Origin of the sequence: Niameybacter massiliensis (genome assembly GCF_001282685.1) — a bacterium.
GTDB lineage: Bacteria > Bacillota > Clostridia > Lachnospirales > Cellulosilyticaceae > Holtiella > Holtiella tumoricola.
The window spans coordinates 1-20,798 of record NZ_LN875029.1 but is presented as its reverse complement, the minus strand read 5'-3'; the positions used below and the strand labels follow the sequence as shown (position 1 = coordinate 20,798).

Below are 20,798 nucleotides of genomic sequence, written 5' to 3'. Positions count from 1 at the left end.
CCTATATACAATGATTATGTCATTGAATATTTGCCTTGTTCTTGTTAAATATAACAGAATAAGTATTTATTTTCGGTTAAATTGTAGATTTAAATATTATTAATAATGTTTAAATCCGTTATTTGCAGTATTTGTTTTTCAAAGTACAAGTTGAGATTTTCAATTTAACAAACTCATTATTGTTTTATCTTATAAAAGACTTAACATTAACAAGTTCAGTTTANGAATGATGGCTACTAAAGATAGGGGTTGCGCTCGTTGCGGGACTTAACCCAACATCTCACGACACGAGCTGACGACAACCATGCACCACCTGTCACTTCTGTACTAGCAAGCTAGTAAAGATCCGATTAAGGATCGGTCAAAAGGATGTCAAGTTTAGGTAAGGTTCTTCGCGTTGCTTCGAATTAAACCACATGCTCCACCGCTTGTGCGGGTCCCCGTCAATTCCTTTGAGTTTCAACCTTGCGGTCGTACTTCCCAGGTGGAATACTTAATGCGTTAGCTGCGGCACCGAGACCCGTGAGCCCCGACACCTAGTATTCATCGTTTACGGCGTGGACTACCAGGGTATCTAATCCTGTTCGCTCCCCACGCTTTCGTGCCTCAGTGTCAGTTACAGTCCAGAAAGCCGCCTTCGCTACTGGTGTTCCTCCGAATATCTACGCATTTCACCGCTACACTCGGAATTCCGCTTTCCTCTCCTGCACTCTAGCAACTCAGTTTCAGATGCAGTCTCAAGGTTGAGCCCTGAGTTTTCACATCTGACTTAAATCGCCACCTACGCACCCTTTACACCCAGTAATTCCGGATAACGCTTGCCCCCTACGTATTACCGCGGCTGCTGGCACGTAGTTAGCCGGGGCTTCTTAGTCAGGTACCGTCATGGTATTCTTCCCTGCTGATAGAAGTTTACGATCCGAAGACCTTCATCCTTCACGCGGCGTCGCTGCATCAGGCTTGCGCCCATTGTGCAATATTCCCCACTGCTGCCTCCCGTAGGAGTCTGGGCCGTGTCTCAGTCCCAGTGTGGCCGTTCACCCTCTCAGGCCGGCTATAGATCGTTGCCTTGGTGGGCTGTTATCTCACCAACTAGCTAATCTAACGCGGGTCCATCCTATGCCGATAAATCTTTGCTAGTCAGTTCATGCGAACCGACTAGGTTATGCGGTATTAGCGTTCGTTTCCAAACGTTATCCCCCTGCATAGGGCAGGTTACCCACGCGTTACTCACCCGTCCGCCACTAACTTTGAGGAGCAAGCTCCTCGCAGTCCGTTCGACTTGCATGTGTTAAGCACGCCGCCAGCGTTCATCCTGAGCCAGGATCAAACTCTCAATTAAAAAGTTTGTCATCTGACATTTTGTACTGTTAAGTAGTACTGACTTTGTCACTCGAAGTGACTTTCCCCTAAAGGGATTAACTCATCTAAAATTTGACTTCGAACAAGTTCTTGTCAAATTAAGATTCGTTCTATGAATCGACTGGTTTAATGGTTACTATTTTATTTTCAAAGTTCATTTTGTTTTATTTATCAAGGCCTACAGCCTTTTCTCAGTGGCGCCTGTGCGCTGCTGACTTGATTTATTATGCCTCATGAACAATCAGAAGTCAACACTATTTCTAGGATTTTTTTAGGTTTTTTTCCTTTTTTTATGTTATCCACCAACTATCTTCTTTATCCTCAACTTGCTCACATAATATCAACAGATTTATCCACATTTTACCTATTCCCCCTCTACTTTACCTACCTTTTCTCTCCTATTTTCTCTAAGACTTATAGCCCTCCCCCTATATACCTACCTAAAAACCTCAAAAAGCCTTCAAGAGTTTGCTCTTGAAGGTCTAATATTAAACTTATATATCTATAGAAGCTTTTATCTCACTACTCTTTACTATTTTATACCTTCCATTTTATAAATGCCTTAGAACTTTTCTTCTTCGTTTACTACTATACAACATTTATTTTGATTCATATTATAAGTATTTACCACATTCATAATCATATAATTCTTCCCTCTATATTTTATATAGTAACTACTATCTTATCATTGCTAATATATATTTCCTTAATAATAGTAAGAAAGCCGTTCTTCTCTTCATAACTATTATGTAACTATGGTACTTTTATCACATACAAAAAGCCTTATAATAACTTAATGTTTCTAGTTATTATAAGGCTTTACGCTATAAGATCACTTCTTTATTCATTAAGTAGCTTTCTTACTGCTTCATTTAAAGATGGCTTAAACTCTTCTATTGGTAATGGAATGTCAAACAAAATGGCATTATAACAAGTAGATCCTACTAACTCGATTACTAAAAATAATGTGGTCCTCGGGTCTTTCAATTCTAAACCATCTTGTTTCACTCTTTCTTCAAATATCTCATAAATAGAACTAGTTGTATTTTCCCCTTGTTCTTTATCTGTATCTATATGAATATTTTGCAGTCCCATTCCTAATGATAAATTTTTGTAAATAAATCTTAGTAAGTCTTGGTTATTAGAAAACTCATCTATAATATACTCTATGATAATTAAGAGTTGCTCTGTAAAATTATCATACTGAACTGTTCTACTAAAATTGATTGCCTCTTCAAAAAGTTTGGCAGTCTTCTTTTTTCTTAGTTTGTCGATTAAATCATATTTATCTTTGAAGTATAAATAAAACGTCCCCTTTGCTACACCTGCTGCTTTTGCAATATCCTGTATTGTTGTTTCATGTATCCCCTTAGAAGTAAATAAATCAAAGGCCGTTTCAAAAAGTTGTTGTCTTTTCTTTTGTTGATTTTCCTTTATCTTTCCCATCTCTTCTGTTCCCTCTATAAGTTAAGATTTTCTTCATTTACTATCTGCACTGTTTCTTCACGCTTCTCATTCTTGTAAAAGCTTTTTTTAAAGCATTTTATACCTATAGGAAGCATGATTAAACTATATACTAATAATTCTACTACATTCTGACTAACAGTTGCAAATGGTAAACCTTTTATCATAACTTCATCAAAGGCCCTAGCATAATTCATCAGAGGCCATAAGATTTTTACAGGTATTGCAAGTAACAACGGCATTTGATCTACTGGCCATACATACCCACAAGTTAAGAAAGTAGGAAGTGATAGCATATAGGCTATTTGGGTAAATCTTGTTTTCTTCTTAGTAAGACTAAATAATATTAAAGTTGGGCCACTAATAGCAACTGCAAACAAGAAGCTTAATATTAACGCTACCATTACATTACCATTAAATATTAAATGAAACTTCTTGTGTAATAAAAATATTGTAAAACTCCCAGAAGCGATTAGGCAAACAGCTCCTACTGTCATTTTAGCTGCCACTTGTGTAAAAGTATCTTTTGTGGCTACTTCTTCTGGATTTCTTGATAGTAATGTTGCCATACTTGAAAGCATTAATTGTTGTAAGAATACTGCTATGATCCCATAGATTAAGTAATTCATATAGGTAAGTTTAGAATCATAAAGCATCCTTTCCTCAAATCCAAAAGGTACAGCTACGTTCATTGCCATTTTTGCTTCTAAAGACCCTTTGGCTTGTAATACTTGTATAGCTGCTCCTCCTGAAACCATTTGCACAATTTGTGCAGCTCCTGCATAAACGTTATTTCCTATAATAACATTAGTTCCATCTGTTAAGACCAGAACTTGAGATTGATTACCTAGTTTAATATTATTATTTAAATCAGGTGGAATGTAGAGGCCCATATAGACTTTTCTTTCATTAATAAGCTGCTCTAATTCCTCTCTACTTGATGCATAATAATCTACATTATAGCGTTCATTTTGATCAAAGTACTCTATAATCTGTCTACTTAGGCTACTATTATCTTCATCTAACACTGCTATGGGTACATCATTTACATATTCACTATAATATGCTCCTGTAAACCACATTCCCAAGAAAGGCATTCCTATAAAGAATAAAATAAGTAATCCTAGCTTTTTAGAGGTATAGTCTATTTCTTTTAGGAGGTTTTGCAAAAATGTTCTCATCTATTATCCGCCTCCCTTGGTTTTCTAAGTAGTTCAATATAAATACCTATCGTACCTAATATAAGCATCATGAGTACAAATAAGATTAGAAATCTTACATCCTTAGCCACATCTATCATAGTTCCTTTTAAGAATAAGTCTCTAATATTATCTCCATAATGAGTAAATGGAATAAACCAAGAACCCCACTTATAAGACGGGATCATGGAAAGAACAGGCCAGGTGTAACCTGCCATAATAGAATTAGGTATAAGGAGAAGTCCTAATATAGCCATACCTAAAACTCTATTATGAAACCAAGCTGAAACTGCTATAGCCAGTGAAGCTACTGCAAAGAGAAATAACACACTTAGTCCACATGCTACCCATATAGACCCCTTACAAGGGATCTTAAATAGATAGACCTGAGTAAGGATATTGATAATAATTGCTATACTTCCTATTACTCCATAAAAGCATACCTTCCCACAAATATAGCCGAGCTTACTTCGTCTCTTATTACACGCTCTAGGGAAGTTCACACAGACCACTGCCATAAGTCCTATTCCTAATTGGCATATGATTGTGCCATATCCTGGCGTCATAAAGTAATTAAAATTCTTAGTAGGATTATAAAGTGTTCTATTTTCAAAACTAATAGGCATTGCCATTGTATAGGCTTCATCATAACTCTTACCAAGTCTTGCTTGTATTTGTTTAATAGATGCACCTACCCGAGTAGTGAGAAGAATTTCGCTTGCTTTTGCCTTCGTAATACTCGTCATACTCATATGACTCCCATCATATAGCATGAGTACATTGGGTGCTCGCAAGCTTGTGACATCACTTGAGAAATCTTTAGGTATAACCATCCCGACTCTTACCTTACTTGTATCTAGCAATTGTTCTAGTTCAACTTGATCATCTAGTTCATAAATAATATCAAAAGCATCATTGGTCCTAAAGTAATCTATAATCTGTCTGCTTAATTGAGATTCATCATAGTCCACAATAGCCATAGGTATATGATCTATAACTCCTTTGTTAAGTTCCCAACCTACAAGAAGATTGACACAGATAGGAATAATCAAACAGGCAATGATTAATAGCTTATCTGTTTTTAGCTTATGTATTTCTTCTTTAATACTCTCTATCATTTAATCACCACCTTCTAGACCTTTAGTATTGTAGACCTTATTCTTCCTCTGTAAATTGAAGATAAGCGCTCATACCAGGTCTTAGAATTTGATCTGGATTATCTAATTGTACTTTTACACCAAATGATACGATATCAAAATCGCCATTTTCGTTTGTTGCACGTTTCACTGCAAAGCTAGGCTGTGCATTAATGGTTGTTACTGTACCATTAAATGCTTGGTTCTGATAAGCAAGTACTTTAACAAGTACAGATTGCCCCTCTTTAACTTGAGCAAGCTCTGTCTCTTTAACACTTACTTGAACCCAAGTATCTTTTAAATTACTAACAATTCCTATTTGAGTTCCTGTAGATACAAGCTCACCCTCTTTAGAATTAAGTGTTGTTACTGTACCATCCATAGGTGCTTTAATAACTACTTCATTTAAATAAGCTTGCACCTCTGCCAATGCTCCTTTAGCTTGTTGAACTAAGCCTTCTTTCGCTTCTACACCTGCTGCTGCTTGTAATAAGAGTGCATTTGCAGAGTCGACGCCTGCCATAGCTTGAGTAAGTTGTGCACGTGAGGCAGTAACACCTGCTTCTGCTTGCCCTACTCTTGTTTTACTTGCTTCTACACCTGCTGCTGCTTGCTCACTTGTTGCTGTTGCTGCCAATTTATCCTCTGTTGTTGCACCTTCTTTTGCCATACTTAATGTTTCTTCTGCTACTTTAAGTTGAGCTGCTATCTCATCTAGTTTTTGCTTAGAAACTGCCCCCTTTTCTTCAAGTACAACAATACGGTCATATGAAGCTTTCATTAAATCATAAGCTGTTTGTGCTTTAGCAATTTCTTGTTCACGTGCTCCCTTTTCTGCTTTCTGTTTAACTGCAAGGGCTGCTTGATATTGTTTTTCAGATGCTTTTACACCGGCTTGTGCTTCATTTACTTTCCCTTCAGATGCACTGATGCCTGCTTGTGCTTGTTCTACAAGTCCCTTAGCTGCATCAACACCGGCTTTAGCTTGTTCATGTAACTCTTTAGCTGCTGTAAGTGCTGCCTCTGCCTGTGCTACCGCTGCCTCGGCTTGTTGTTTCTTAGCTTGTAGCTCATCACTTGATATCTCAATAAGCGGGTCTCCTTGCTTTACTTCTTGCCCTTCTTCAACATAGACTTTTTTAACTCTTCCAGGCACTTTACTATTGATATTAATTTCTTTCGTTTCAATAACGCCTTGTGCCACAAGCCCATCTCGCTCATTAAACAATTTATCTACATTAATATTGCTTGCGCTTGTCGTACCATTAAATCCAAAATACATAACTACTAATACAAGTACTAATAAACCAGCTGTAATACTTATACTTCTTACCCTTTTTTGCTTAAATAACTCCTTTATACTCATGCTCATAACCTCCCCTATTTATATGGTAATACACCTATGTCATTTAAGTATTTGAGTTTTGCTAAGTTATAACCATTAATGGCTTCTATTTGCTTCTCTTGTATGTTTGTAAGATTTTCTTCTGCTGCAATTACTTCAACTAATGTTCCTGATAAGTCTTCTAAGTTCATTTGTTTAAGTAATGCATTATCATATCCATATCCTACCTCATACTTCACTTTAGCAATTTCTACAGTTTCACTTGCACTTTGTACAAGCTCATTTGCCTTCTCAACTATCTTTTGCATAGACACCATTGTAGAATAGGAAGTTCTAATATCACTTTCTACCTGAAGCTTTGCTCCATCTAACTCTATCTTCGCCTTATCTTGTAAAAGCTTCACCTCTTTATATTGAGCATCTGTTGAACTATAGTTTGAAGCTGTTACAGCTTTCATTAAGTCTTCATAAAGCTTTGTTTGTGTTTCTCCCATTTTAATCTCAACTCTAGCCTTTAAACCACTTTCAATTCCTTGTTGTAAGTTATAAGTTTCTTTAAGATTTGGTTCAACCTCTGCTAGTTTAATTTCCTCATCTAAATCCATATTAATATTTTTCTTTAAGCCGATTAAAGCTGCATTATAGTCCTTCAATTGAAGCTCTCTACTCATTAAAGTAGAGTCATAATAGGTTTTAGCAATAACTAAATCATCCTTTGATTTAGCACCTACATCATAGGCTGCTTGTGCCAATTCATATTGCAAAGCACCTCTTTCTACAGCTTTATCCTTTACTTCAAGAAGTTTCTGTTGCTTTAATGCTTCAAAATAACTATTTGTAATAAGTAAAGCTGCTTGATTTTTAAAGATATTTTGAGCATAGCTGGTTACTTCGTCTTGGGCTGTTGCCATTTTCACAATAAGTTCCCCTAAAGGTTTTGGATTAAGAGAAGATATTGTACTGGTTGAAAGCTTACTCGCTACATTAGCCATTGCAAACTGCAAGGCTGCTTCATACTGTGCCTTGCTTGATAAGTATTCTTGTGTGCTACTTTCTAGCTTTTTCTTACTGGCATCAAGCTTATTCATATTACTATCAATAACTGACTGTGCCCCTTGTATAACAACAGGTGTAATTTGATTCGCATAACCTGCGGCTACATTACTTGGTAGCCCTAATCCTTCATAATAAGCTTGAATATGAGCATAAATATGTGTTCCGGCTGGGATAGTCGTATTTAAATTTAACTCTGGCTTTGAAATTGGAATATCTATAGGAGCTATGCCATTGTCTAATGCAGCTTGAGCTGAACGTAGTTGTGATTCTGAGCTATAGACCTGATCTCTTCCATCATCAATTAAATAGGTTGCACTCTTTAATGCACTTTCACTATCTTCTAACGTATCTCTAACAGTAGTTGCATTAGATGCAACAAGCTTAGCTAAATCCCCCTGATTCTTAACTTGTTGCAAGATCAAACTGTTGGTTAATCCTTTTTCGATTGCTTCATCTAACGTCAGTACCTTTTTTTCTTTTTCTTTAGTAATTTGTGAGGTTTCTTCTTTGGGAGAACTTACTGTTTCTAAGGCATCTACCTTAGAAGTCGTCGCATAGACTGTTGTACTGGTCATACTCATTGCTACCAGTAACCAAGCAATCATTCTCTTATTCATATTCGTTCCCTCTTTCAACACAAAATAAAAATGACCAACATTCACTTTTGTTATACATCAAAAATGAACATCGGTCAATATTTTAATTTGTACTATTTTAAATATTTTTATTTAATAAAATTATTGTTCTATTTTTAATTTAATGCACATAGTAACCTTTCATACCATAATTCAAACTCATTTGTATTACTTAAATACTCTTGATTACTCTTGAAAACATGTGAAATAATTTCATTATATGCTACCATGTCCTTCTCTCTTAATAGATTTAGAAGTTCACAATCTTCTGCTCCTCTTCTTTGTGCTTCTAATCTCATAGAAATCCATGGTTCACCCTCTCCTGGATATACAATGAAAGCATCTCCACAAGGGAAGTTGGTTCCTAACCCTGTATCATTATGACAACTTGTTGTTTTAAAAGGATCCATGTCATATAAGTACATATTAAATCCCCAATGTAAAAATCCTGATAATTTATAGGCTGAACAACCCCAAAATAGTAATCTGTTTCGAATTAATTCAAAATCTAAGAATCTATTAAGGTATGCACCTCCTGGAGAACAGCATACATAGTTCCATACCTCTTCTCCATTATCAATGAGTTGATCAAATGCTTCTTTTTGGTTTTCATAGCTTGCAGATAATGGTACCCATATATCAATGCCACCTTTAAATCCTGAAGTAGCCACTGCTTCTATCACTTTTACGCCTGGAATATGCTTACGTAATTGACTCGCAATCATATAATATGTTTTCTTACGCTCTTCTATAACATTCGCATCACTTGTATGCACATCTGGTTCATCTGAAATATGGAAGATTACTCGCTCTCCCCATTTATTTTCTTCTAAGAATTTCTTGATTGCTTTTAGATATTTGTTCATTACCAAATAGCCTTCAGTACTCTCTAAAGATAGTGTATTGTCTAAAACAAAATTAAAGTCTTTACCTACATAGTGTGGGCTTCTTGTTGCAATGTATCCAAGCTCCATTGTTTGTAAACCTTCATCAAAAAAGATTTCAATAATAGGTTTAAGATAGGAGAAATCAAACTGCCAACTTTCTTTATCCTGAATACACCTTTCATCTATGCTAATGAAGAAGTGTGTTTGTCTCATACGTTTCATAGCACGTGCATATTTTCGAATCATCTCAAGATGCTCAGTGCTACCATAATTCACATTATGATATTTTGCCATATTTTCTAAGTGGAACCAATTTGTAATTTGAAGCTTTTCTTCTGGAATACTTACAGGATAGACATTCATATTTACTTTAATAGTATGTACCTCATTACCTACTTTTAACTGAATATCTGTTACACAACTTGTCTCTACATCCTTACTTGGTTGCAACGTGATATAAAATGCACATTTCCCTTCTTGTGATGGAATATGATGTCCTACTGGCTTTAAACAATCATAAACTTCAAAAGGGGCTTTTCTTGTACTATTTGCAGGTTTAGGTAATGTATAGTCTAACATTACAAATTGCCCACCTTGTGCCTCATCACTAATTGTGTTGTACTCTACAGGTATAGGAATCATCTGAAAAATCTCATACTCCACTGCCCCATTTATCGCTATCTCTAAAGATTGCTCACCACACTCTACGACAAATTGAATACCTCTTCTACTATTTTGCGCCATTGTTAAATTAACTTCTTGTTCTAACTGACATAACTCTACATCTGGATACACCCATTCTTCCTTATGTGTCATATATCCTTTAATTGTACTCATATTTTTTCCCTCTACTCTCTAAAAAATATATTGATTATATACTGATAAGCAAAAAGGGGCTGCACAGCGCCCCCTTTTCTATTTGCTTATTGCCATCCCTTTTCTTTTGCTACAGCATTTACTTCTTCTATCATTTTTGAAAGACCTTGTTGCTCATACTTATCAAGTAAATCTTGATACATTTTCTCTACTGGCTCAGATCCCATCATAATATTTAATAAGTCTTCTGCTGGTTTGATTACAAACTTATCTTTTAATGGTGTAGATAAATAAGTATATCTCATATCAAACTCTGGTAATGTACCCTCTTTAGCTGCTTCCTCATACTTATCTAATGCTAATTGTCTATACCCCTCTGGAGTACGTGCTGGTACATTTTCATCCCATACACTACGTGACCATTGTGCTAATGTATTAAATACTTGAGTAGATGGATATTTTTCAGTTATATCTTCTGTTTTTAATACAACTTTACCATCTACAATATCAAAATCTTCTCCTTCAATACCATAATCAATCAAATGACTGCCTTCATCAGAGATAAGGTAATCATAAATTTGTAAGATACGATCTAACTTTTCATCATCTACTTTAGATGAAATGTAAGATTCTGACCAAGATGTTCTGAATACTGGATAGTATTTAGAACCATCCTTACCTGGTAATAATTTAAGTACTTTTACATCATCAAAAATATTTTGTCCTGGATAAATTTCTTCCCAGTATTTTCCTGCATAGTCATAAAGAGTTTCTGGTCCACCTGCACGAAGAAGTGCTGCTGATTGACCTTGTAAAAATTTATCTTGAGCTTGTTGTAATTTAGTTAATGCAACATCTGGCTCAATAACACCTGAAGTATATAAATCTCTTGCTAATTGGAAAGTAGCAACTGCATCCCCTGCAAAATATGCTGGAATATATTTGCCATCTTTCTCTACCCATTTATAGTCACTACCACTTCCATCAGACATAGCAAGTGGTAAACTATATGTGAATAAGAATCCGTCTAATAATGAGGTCGCTGTTGTTGTTAAACCTGCAATCTTCTTCCCTTCTGGATCTGCTTGGATAATTTTAGTCATCATATCACTAAATTCTTCCCAAGTTTCTGGCTCTTTTGTTACACCTGCTTTTTGAGCAAGGTCCCATCTGTAAACAACAGTTCTGTCTAATGCATTCCAAATATTATCTGGATAAGTTTTTCTTGGAATACAATAAAGTTGACCATCTATTTTCAATGCTTCAATATCATCAGCTTGTACATACTTATTTAAGTTCTCATACTTTGATAAGTCTTCTGGTAATCCTTTTACTACACCTTGTGAAATCCAATCATGATAGAATGATGTACCGATTGCATCTATAGAGAAAATATCTGGTAAACTTCCTGATGCAGCCCATAGTTGAATCTTTTGGATATAATCATCCCAAGTTATATTCATTGCTTCAAACTCTACATTAAATTTTTCTTCTAAGGTTTGTAGTACTTTATCGTTTGCCTTATTTGCAAGCCCTTTTTCTGCATCCCAATGTGCTACCGTAATCTTCATCTTTTTATCTGTAGCACCTTGTGTCGTTGATGTATTCCCCCCTTGAGATGTATTAGTTGTTACCTTATTTGTTGTTCCACACCCTGTTAATGCACTTGCTAATACTAACTGACCCATAATTATTGCAATCCATTTTTTAGAATTCTTCATAATTTCCCTCCTCAATTAATTTAGACTACTCTTTAACAGAACCTACCATAACCCCTTTTACAAAGTGTTTTTGTACAAAAGGATATACACATAAAATAGGTAAAGTTGCTACTACAATTGTTGCCATTTGTACTGATTGCATATAAACTTTATTACCGCTTCCCAATATTGCTTGTGCCTGCGCTGCAAGCTGAGCATTAAAGTTGATCAATACCTCTCTTAAATACATTTGTAATGGCATAAGACTCTTTTGATTGATATAGAGTAATGCATTCCACCATTCATTCCATCTTTCTACTGAATAGAACAATGCAAATGTAGCCATAAATGGAAGTGAAATTGGCAAAATAACCTTTAATAAAATTGTAAATTCATTAGCCCCATCTATTTTAGCTGCTTCTATAAGACTAGGTGGTAAACTCATAAAATAGTTTTTCATAATAATCATATAGTAAGTACTAATCGCACATGGTAAAATCATTGACCATACACTATTTACTAACCCATAATCTTTTACTACTAAATATGTAGGTACTAAACCACCATTAAATAACATTGTAAAAAGAACCATCCATAAGATAACTTTACGTCCGATTAAATCCTTCTTAGATAATACATAAGCCCCACTTACTGATAGCAACATATTGACTGCTGTCCCTACAACAGTAATAAAAACAGTTACCCCTAGTGCTTTGTAGAAATAAATATCATCCATAATTGTTTTATACCCTGTCCAATCGACTACATAAGGTAATAAATATGGTGTATGTTCTGCAATAGATTTAGTATTTGCAATGGACGTAATAAGCACATTATAAAAAGGGTATATCGTAATGATAGCTAATAATGTCAAGAATGCTATTAGAATAACTTCAAATGGACTTATAGATTTTAATTTCTTGATTTTCATATACTCTCCCCCCTTAGAATAAGCCTTGTTCGCCATGTTTTGTGACTACTTTATTGGCTGTTGTTAGCAATACTACACCTATAATAGACTTAAATAATCCCAATGCAGTTGTATAACCAAAGTTTCCTCCAGTAACAAAGGATTTTCTAAATACATAAGTATCTATTGTATCTGCTACTGAATAAACAGGAGATGAGTATAAGTTAAAGATTTGGTCAAAGTTAGCGCCATTAGTCATAATCTGACCTATCGCTAATATGAACATAATCGCTACTGTGCTCCTGATTCCTGGCCAAGAGACATGCAACATTTTTTGCCATCTATTTGCCCCATCTATACTTGCCGCTTCATAAAGACCAGGATCAATACCTGCAAAAGCTGCAAGGTAAATGATAGAATCCCATCCTAACTCTTTCCATATGTTAGATATCCAAATAAACGGTCTAAAACTTGTTGTAGATACTAAAGGTGCTATTGTATCCATTCCCATAGCACTTAACATTTGATTTACGATTCCATTAGAGGCAAACATATTTGTTAGTACCCCTGCTAATACAACCCATGAAATAAAGTGTGGGAAGGTAAATACTGTTTGATAAAACTTCTTAAGCTTTGGATTTCTAATTTCATTAAGTAAAATAGCTATAATAATAGGCACTGGAAAGTGGAAGAGCATTTTACCACCACTAAAAATAAGCGTATTTTTGAAAGCAATCCAGAAGTCTCTATCTTCAAACATAAGTCTAAAGTTTTCTAAACCAATCCAAGGACTATTCCATAATCCAGCATCATACCTAAACTGTTTAAAAGCTAATACCAATCCTCCCATTGGTACATAGCAAAACATGATATACCATATAATAACCGGAATAATGATAATATAAAGTAACCTATCATTTTTTATCTTTTGCCATGTATCTTGTTTGATAAATAGCATTTTATCTTTTTTTGTATTTTCCCCCATTTCTATAGTCCTCATATGTTACCTCCTTTTTTACTGTATGATAAAATTTTACTATCATTTCATCTAAAAAAAAATGTAATAAGACTATAGTTTTATGCATTTTTTTTATTCCAATAATTATGGTATATAAAATTTTTAGGTTATCTACTATTTTTGCATATATTTTTTTAAAAAATTGTATTATAATTAGTTAATATGATTTCATTTTATATACGGAGATTACTAATGCTAAGACTAAAAAAATACTCATTAAAAAAGCAATTCATTGTGCTATCTATGTTTTTACTAACTACATGTCTTGTATTAACATCCTTTATCGCACTAAGTATTAAGGATTTATTGTTAGATAAACAAATTGCATATTCTACTTCTCGTGCTCTACGTTTTAAATCTGATATTGACTATCTTTATAAAAGGGTTTCTACTTTATATGAATTTATACAATTTGATCCAAATCTAGAATATTTATTAGCCTCTCCTTTTAGCGCTAATACTACAGTATATTTAAACAACCTTAATCGACTTTTCCTCTCTTTAAGCATCATGAATAAGGATGTTGCTGATATAGGACTAATAAGCAATGACTTTGCATATTCAAATTTATTTGATGATGATACTCTTAGAAGAGTTACTGCTAACTATACCAATACTACACAGATTAATAGCTTAGGTATTATGTCCTCTTCTTTTTTTAATGCAACAAGTATGCCTTATTTAGTATTTACAAAAAGTATTTTTGGGTTTCATTCTTCTTCATTTTATGGTGACTATTTAGGAAATCTACTGATATCTATAGACCCTTCTAAATTTGCTACCTCTTTACCTAGAGATACCTATGAAGAAACTACATATTTTATAATAGGAGATAATAATGGTAATATCTATCCATTTAATTGTAGCGAAGCATTAGCCTCACATATTATTACAACTACTATCTCTTCAGATGTTTTTAAAAAAAGCACACTTACTAATGATTTTATAGAATCAGAAAACAAGGACTTCCTTGTTTATACCTCTTTTATACCTGAGCTAAATTATTATATTATTAGTGCTATTGATAAAAATGCATTGTCACTCCAGCTAAAAGATATACTATTTCTTACTTCTCTTATTATAGGATGTATTATTATCTTTATTTGGCTGAGCATAAAACTCCTGTTATCAAATTTTCTTAATCCAATTAATAACCTTTATAAATTTATTAAAAATATTGGTGAAGGAAATATGAAAAACTTAAAACAACCCATTTCTCTTGAAGGTAGTACGGAAATTGTAACACTCTCTAACGAATTTAATTTAATGATTTCAGAGATTACTTCTCTTAATAAACAGCTCTTTACTACAACCACAAGAATGTATGAGCTAGAACTTCAAAAAAATAAAGCTGAGCTTTTACATCTAAGGAGCCAAATTAATCCTCATTTTTTATACAATACTTTAGAATCCATTAGAGGACTAGCCCTAGAAAATAACTGTCCACAAATTGCTCAAATTGCTCTTGGTATGGGAAAGATCTTTCATTATAGTATTAAAGGCGCCAATAAAACCTTACTTTATGAAGAGGTCTCTGTTATAAAATCTTATATTGATATACAACTTATACGTTTTAATTCCAAATTTGATGTAATCTATAATATTATGCTTCCTACTGAAAATCTTACTGTTCCAAAAATGATTCTTCAACCGTTAATAGAAAATGCTATTTTTCATGGCCTAGAACCTAAATTAGAATCCGGTATCTTGTATATAGGAAGTCTTTTACTAGATAATGGGCTACAAATTATAGTTCAAGATGATGGTATCGGCATTCCCAAAAATACTCTTGAACACCTAAAAGAATCACTCGCTTTACCAAGTAACCTAATTTCTTCTCCAACTTCTCATATTGGATTACTTAATGTTCATAATCGAATTCGCCTAGAGTATGGGGATGACTATGGATTATCTATCGAAAGTACTCAGGGTATCGGTACTAAAATTACTATTTTATTACCCATAATAAATCAAGGAGGTCACTATGCTTAATATAATACTTGTTGATGATGAAACCTTTATTATTAAATCAATGCTTAATTCTATCCCGTGGGAATCTCTTAATGTAAAAGTCGTAGGTACATTTTCAAATAGTATAGATGCATTAGAGTTTATCAAAACCCATCCTGTTGACCTTATTATTACAGATATACGTATGCCAGGCCTTAGCGGCTTAGATTTATGTGATTATGTATTTAATCATTTTCCTCACATTCAGCTTATCATTATTAGTGGTTATGCTGATTTTACTTACGCTCAAAAAGCTATTAAATATAATGTATTAGGTTACTGTATTAAACCTTTAGATTATGGGGAAATTACAACTCTTTTGCGTAAAGGAATTATGAATACCTCTAAACTAAATCAGTCTAGCTATGATATTATTGATGCATTAGAAAATCAAGATTTAGATTTTTTAACTTCTTATTTCCAAGAAAAACATCTTAATTCCGAAAAAGTTCATATTATGGTCTCTATAGGAGCACTTCTTCCTTTATATAATATCGCTTCAAACTATGTAACTATTAAATTTGGAGCTAATAAATACATCTATTTATCTAATGAACCTTTCAATGAGCTCTACCTGACTAATGCTTTACTCAATGACTCAAAAGTTAAAGGGATTGGATTATATCCAACACCTGTGACCCTTGAAACTTTTAAACAAACACTTCGCCAGACTATTATTATGGCTTATCAATTTTTCTTTTTTGAGGCACCTTATTTATGTACTACTATACCGAGTAACCATCACCACTTTCTTACTGACCTTAAGAAAATACTGACAACAAGAAATTTACCTGATATTAAACTGGCACTTTCTAAAATTAATAACCCTAGTCAGTTTTCAAATTATAATATATATTTTGCTTTAAAAGTATGGAATTTATCTATAACCTATATTACTGATTATACACAATTAGATTTGGAGGACTATTATATTCATAACCTAGAAGAGCTTTATCAAAACTTCAATCACTTCTCTACTATGATTACAACACTTTCTGATATGCTCTTAGAAGAATCTATTCCTGTAGAATTACCATCTACTCATAACAATACTTTTATCTATATCTTGCAGTTTATTAATGGTAACTATATGAATAATATTTCTTTATCCGATATTGCCTCAAATTTTAATTTAAATCAAAGTTATATCAGCCAACTCTTCCGTAAAGAAACTGGCTCCACTTATACCGATTACATATGCCAACTTCGTATACAAAAAGCTAAACAACTTCTACTTAATAGCGATCTTTCTTTAAATGATATCAGTGAAAAAGTAGGCTATAACGATTACTTCTATTTCTTAAAAAGCTTCAAAAAGTATTCTGGCATTAGTCCTGGAAAATACCGTGCTATGGGTGGTGTCTGTTCAAATTAATATTCTTTATAAAAAATCATTTTATAGAGTGTTAATTTTATTCATTTTGTTAACCCTAAATACGAGGTGAATACGAATGCATTCAATTTGGAAACAAAATGTACAATTAACAAAACATCCCACGCTAAAGGGTGATCTTACAGTCGATGTAGCAATTATCGGTGGCGGGCTTGCAGGAACATTAATTGCTTATTTTCTACAGCAGCAAGGTATTCAAGCTATTATTCTAGAGGCCGATACAGTTGCTAGTGGACAAACTAGTGGTACAACCGCTAAAGTTACTTCACAACATGGACTCATTTATCATCAACTTATTAAAGATTTTGGAAAAAATAAGGCTGCTCAATATGCCCAGGCAAATCAACAAGCCATTACAAGCTATCGTGAAATTATCAAAGAACATGCTATCGAATGTGAATTTGAAGATTACCCAGCTCATATTTACTCCACACTTGATAGCAAATCACTTAAAGAAGAGGCGCTTGCAGCTCAAACTGTAGGTTTACCCGCTACTTTTGTAACAGATACTCAGCTTCCTTTCCCAGTTGAAGGAGCTGTCAAACTGGATAGGCAAGCTCAATTTCATCCCCTAAAATTTATTGAAGCTATCTCAAAAAACTTAACGATTTATGAGCATACAAAAGTTAATAATGTAGAAGGTCAACGTATCTTTACAAATAGAGGAACTGTAACTGCCAAAGACATTGTTTTTGCCTGCCACTATCCTTTTATGAATAAACCTGGCTACTATTTTTTACGTATGCATCAAGAACGTAGCTACGTTATTGCTTTAAAAAATGCCTGTAAATTAGATGGTACTTATCTCGGCATTGATCCAAATGGATTATCTTTTAGAAATAGTGGTGACCTCCTATTACTAGGAGGCGGTAATCATCGTACAGGTGAAAACTCCAAAGGTGGTCAATATAACTTCTTAAGGGAAAAAGCAAAGGAATTCTGGCCACAGTCTCAAGAAGTCACTCATTGGTCTGCTCAAGATTGTATGCCTTTAGATGGCGTACCCTATATTGGACAGTTCTCTCATTCTACACCACATTGGTATGTAGCAACCGGTTTTGGCAAGTGGGGAATGACTAGTTCTATGGTGTCTGCTCATATTATTAGCGATGCTATTTTAGGTAAAGTTAATGATTATGCCGAAGTATTTTCTCCTCTTCGTATATCTATCGCCGAATCTGCCAAAGCGTCTCTAGATGAAACAGCTCATGCTGTCAAATCCCTTTCAAGACAATTATTCACTAAACCCAATACTGAAATTGAAGCTCTTCCTGTAGGGCATGGTGGTGTTGTTGAATATGAATGTGATAAAGTAGGGGTATATAAAACACCATCAGGTGAAACCTTTATAGTTTCTACGCGCTGCCCTCATCTTGGTTGTCAACTGGAATGGAATCCTGATGAACTCAGCTGGGATTGCCCTTGTCATGGTTCTCGCTTTGACTATACAGGTAAGCTCATTAATAATCCTGCTCAAGAAGATCTTCCAAGTAATAAGTAACATACTAAAGCACTAAGCAAAATGCCCTCTGTCAAATAGACAAGGGGCATTTTATACTATAAAATTTATCATTAATCTCTCCAGTGATAATTTTTTGCAATATAGTTGATATAAGAATCATAAATAAATTTTACTACAACTCCTCCTACAATCACGATACCTAATACAAGTCCTCTACTTACTTCTACAACTACACCCGGTAGTAAATAATCTTCTAAAAACATGCATATGAAGAATGATATGCAAAAAATAATCGTAGGAATATACTTTTTAATACCTTGCTCATAACTATATCTTTCTCCAATAAAAATATTTATAATCACGCAAAATAGTGCCCATAATGGTGCAAATACTAAAAGATAACTATCGAATGTAACCTTCCCATACACATCAAAGAGTAATACAGATGCTATTAAAGCAATACCATAGTACATTATTCCACGTAATATACTCATTAATAGTACTTCGCTTACTAGTGTTTTTTTGCTACTTTCTATGATATCATCACAAAACTCTTTTTCATCTTTTCCTATTACGGTCTGTAAAGACTCTCCATCTTGCATTGCTCCTAATGCCATACCAATAAGCTCTTTACGTGTTACTTCTACATCAAAAGCACCTATTCTCCTTGAACTCATATATTGAGACATACGCCTAATCATATCTCTGTCTTCTTCTGGTATAAATTCTGTTCTTAATTTATTTTCCTTCTTCAATAATGCTAATTCATTTTTCATATAAATCCCCATCCTTTAATAACTGATTTACAATATATGAAACTTCATTCCAAGCTTCCTGAAATTCTTCTAATAATACTTGCCCTTCTTCAGTTAATTGATAGTACTTACGGCTAGGTCCTAAAGGCGATGCCTTAAACTTCGAGCATACAACACCCTTTTTCTCTAGTCTTACTAATAAAGGATAAATCGTTCCTTCTTTAACTTCCTTAAAACCAGCCTCTTGTAGTTTAGATACAATCTCATAGCCATAGGTTTCTTCCTTACAAATAATTTTCAAGATACATCCTTCTAACGTTCCTTTTCTCAGCTGTGTCTGATCGTACATTTTTTCACCCCTTACTACTATGCAATACCTACTAGTTAACTATATTGTATCACCAAGTAGCTATAAGTCAATATCATTTACAGAATATTTCTTAATACTACTTTGATAAATTATTAAAAACATAAAAATAAGCCATAGACTATTACTAGATAGCTATGGCTTATTCTTATCATGATTTTTTATTTAATCTTTAGATATGTAATAGCTTATACTACGCTTCAATAATATCTAAAATCTGTTTAGCAATAAGTGTATGTCCTATTGTATTGGGATGAATACGATCCCATCCAAAATACATTGGATGTACATGTTCTAATACCCCATCAAAAGTAGCTTGTAAATCTATAAAGAATAATCCATACTCCTCTGCTATTTTTTTGCAGATTACTCCATATGCATCCATTTCTTGTCTCATAGCATCTTGCTTATTACTTTCAATAAAATAAGGAGCCATAAGAATAATATTTTTTGTAATAGGTAATGTCTTTTCTATAACAGTACGTAGATGACTCTCATACAGTTCTCTTTTACCATGTATTTCTTTCATATTGGCTGAATCAAATATACGCCATACATCATTAATACCAATCAAAATACTTACCCATTCTGGTTTATAAGCAAGTACATCTTCTTCCCATCTTGGTAATAAATCTGCTGATTGTTCTCCAGAATTCCCTTTATTGATTACCCTAATACCGTAATCTGGGTAAAATGCACCTAAATGGCTTCTAACTAAATTAACATAACCATCTCCCCACCCATTACCTACACTAATATCTTCACCTTCAGGTCTCTTTCTTCCACAATCTGTTACTGAATCTCCAATCATAATAAATGTACTATGTTTTGTTATTAGCATGCTCTGAATCTCCCTTATGTTTAAATTCAATATTCACACCTCTAAATTGTACCATAGTATTATCTTTTTAAACGTATCTTTTTATTTTTGCACACAAAAAAAGTCCTAGATAAACTCTAGAACTTTGTGAATTGCGGAGTCAGGACTTGAACCTGAGACCTTCGGGTTATGAGCCCGACGAGCTGCCAACTGCTCCACTCCGCGATATTAAACGACCCAGAAGGGACTCGAACCCTCGACCTCCGCCGTGACAGGGCGGCGTGCTAACCAACTGTACCACTGGGCCATATTAAAAATTTGGCAGCCACCTACTCTCCCGGTCCGTCTCCAGACAAGTACCATCGGCCGACTAGGTCTTAACCTACGTGTTCGGTATGGGAACGGGTGTGTCCCCTAGTCGCATCGCCACCAAAAATATTTGAGTATTCTTTTTCTTATACTC

15 protein-coding genes, 2 tRNA genes and 2 rRNA genes are annotated in these 20,798 nt (G+C 34.2%); 3 read left to right on the top strand and 16 right to left on the bottom strand.

The features are described from left to right. From BN2390_RS21265 to BN2390_RS00265, 10 genes are all read right to left on the bottom strand, one after another. Positions 1-1,342, bottom strand: a 16S ribosomal RNA gene (locus tag BN2390_RS21265); the annotation flags it as partial. Between the two features lie 860 nt (positions 1,343-2,202). Then, positions 2,203-2,808, bottom strand: coding sequence for a TetR/AcrR family transcriptional regulator (locus tag BN2390_RS00305; protein ID WP_053982380.1), 606 nt, complete (start codon positions 2,806-2,808; stop codon positions 2,203-2,205). Between the two features lie 14 nt (positions 2,809-2,822). After that, a complete protein-coding gene (locus BN2390_RS00300; protein WP_053982379.1) occupies positions 2,823-4,007 on the bottom strand; it encodes an ABC transporter permease in 1,185 nt (394 codons plus the stop codon). Beyond that, entirely contained in the window at positions 4,004-5,143 is a 1,140-nt protein-coding gene (locus BN2390_RS00295) for an ABC transporter permease (protein WP_053982378.1), read from the bottom strand. The genes BN2390_RS00300 and BN2390_RS00295 overlap by 4 nt, the downstream gene beginning before the upstream one ends. 37 nt (positions 5,144-5,180) lie before the next feature. Then, entirely contained in the window at positions 5,181-6,527 is a 1,347-nt protein-coding gene (locus BN2390_RS00290) for an HlyD family secretion protein (protein WP_053982377.1), read from the bottom strand. A gap of 14 nt (positions 6,528-6,541) precedes the next feature. Then, positions 6,542-8,179, bottom strand: coding sequence for a TolC family protein (locus BN2390_RS00285; protein WP_053982376.1), 1,638 nt, complete (start codon positions 8,177-8,179; stop codon positions 6,542-6,544). A gap of 134 nt (positions 8,180-8,313) precedes the next feature. Further along, positions 8,314-9,921, bottom strand: a complete 1,608-nt coding sequence (locus BN2390_RS00280; protein ID WP_053982375.1) for a DUF4091 domain-containing protein — start codon at positions 9,919-9,921, stop codon at positions 8,314-8,316. 86 nt (positions 9,922-10,007) lie between these two features. Continuing rightward, positions 10,008-11,621, bottom strand: a complete 1,614-nt coding sequence (locus tag BN2390_RS00275) for an extracellular solute-binding protein (protein ID WP_053982374.1) — start codon at positions 11,619-11,621, stop codon at positions 10,008-10,010. A 25-nt stretch (positions 11,622-11,646) separates the two neighbouring features. Then, complete coding sequence (locus BN2390_RS00270; protein ID WP_053982373.1) at positions 11,647-12,531, bottom strand: carbohydrate ABC transporter permease; 885 nt, start codon at positions 12,529-12,531, stop codon at positions 11,647-11,649. 13 nt (positions 12,532-12,544) lie between these two features. Next, positions 12,545-13,510 carry an ABC transporter permease gene (locus BN2390_RS00265; RefSeq protein WP_082238507.1) on the bottom strand — a complete coding sequence of 322 codons (966 nt, stop codon included), beginning with the start codon at positions 13,508-13,510 and terminating at the stop codon, positions 12,545-12,547. 210 nt (positions 13,511-13,720) lie between these two features. On the opposite strand from BN2390_RS00265, the gene BN2390_RS00260 reads away from it, so the two are divergent. The 3 genes from BN2390_RS00260 (at position 13,721) to BN2390_RS00250 (ending at position 18,432) form a co-directional block, all read left to right on the top strand. Further along, a complete protein-coding gene (locus BN2390_RS00260) occupies positions 13,721-15,520 on the top strand; it encodes a sensor histidine kinase (RefSeq protein ID WP_053982372.1) in 1,800 nt (599 codons plus the stop codon). Beyond that, entirely contained in the window at positions 15,513-16,913 is a 1,401-nt protein-coding gene (locus BN2390_RS00255; RefSeq protein ID WP_053982371.1) for a response regulator transcription factor, read from the top strand. The genes BN2390_RS00260 and BN2390_RS00255 overlap by 8 nt, the downstream gene beginning before the upstream one ends. A gap of 76 nt (positions 16,914-16,989) precedes the next feature. After that, positions 16,990-18,432: an FAD-dependent oxidoreductase gene (locus BN2390_RS00250; protein WP_053982370.1), complete on the top strand. Its 1,443-nt coding sequence runs from the start codon at positions 16,990-16,992 to the stop codon at positions 18,430-18,432. Positions 18,433-18,503: 71 nt separating this feature from the next. On the opposite strand, the gene BN2390_RS00245 is transcribed toward BN2390_RS00250, so the two are convergent. The 6 genes from BN2390_RS00245 to rrf form a co-directional block, all read right to left on the bottom strand. Beyond that, positions 18,504-19,169 (bottom strand): hypothetical protein, encoded by a 666-nt coding sequence (locus tag BN2390_RS00245; protein ID WP_053982369.1) that lies wholly within the window; start codon positions 19,167-19,169, stop codon positions 18,504-18,506. Next, the gene (locus tag BN2390_RS00240) at positions 19,159-19,497 is read right to left on the bottom strand and encodes a PadR family transcriptional regulator (RefSeq protein WP_053982368.1); all 339 of its coding nucleotides are present in this window, start codon (positions 19,495-19,497) and stop codon (positions 19,159-19,161) included. Before BN2390_RS00240 ends, BN2390_RS00245 begins: the two co-directional genes overlap by 11 nt. Positions 19,498-19,708: 211 nt before the next feature. Beyond that, positions 19,709-20,356 carry an SGNH/GDSL hydrolase family protein gene (locus tag BN2390_RS00235; protein ID WP_053982367.1) on the bottom strand — a complete coding sequence of 216 codons (648 nt, stop codon included), beginning with the start codon at positions 20,354-20,356 and terminating at the stop codon, positions 19,709-19,711. A 131-nt stretch (positions 20,357-20,487) separates the two neighbouring features. After that, positions 20,488-20,560 (bottom strand) — tRNA-Met (locus BN2390_RS00230). Between the two features lie 8 nt (positions 20,561-20,568). Beyond that, positions 20,569-20,642, bottom strand: a tRNA-Asp gene (locus tag BN2390_RS00225). 9 nt (positions 20,643-20,651) lie between these two features. Further along, a 5S ribosomal RNA gene (gene rrf / locus BN2390_RS00220) occupies positions 20,652-20,769 on the bottom strand. Positions 20,770-20,798: the final 29 nt, after the last annotated feature.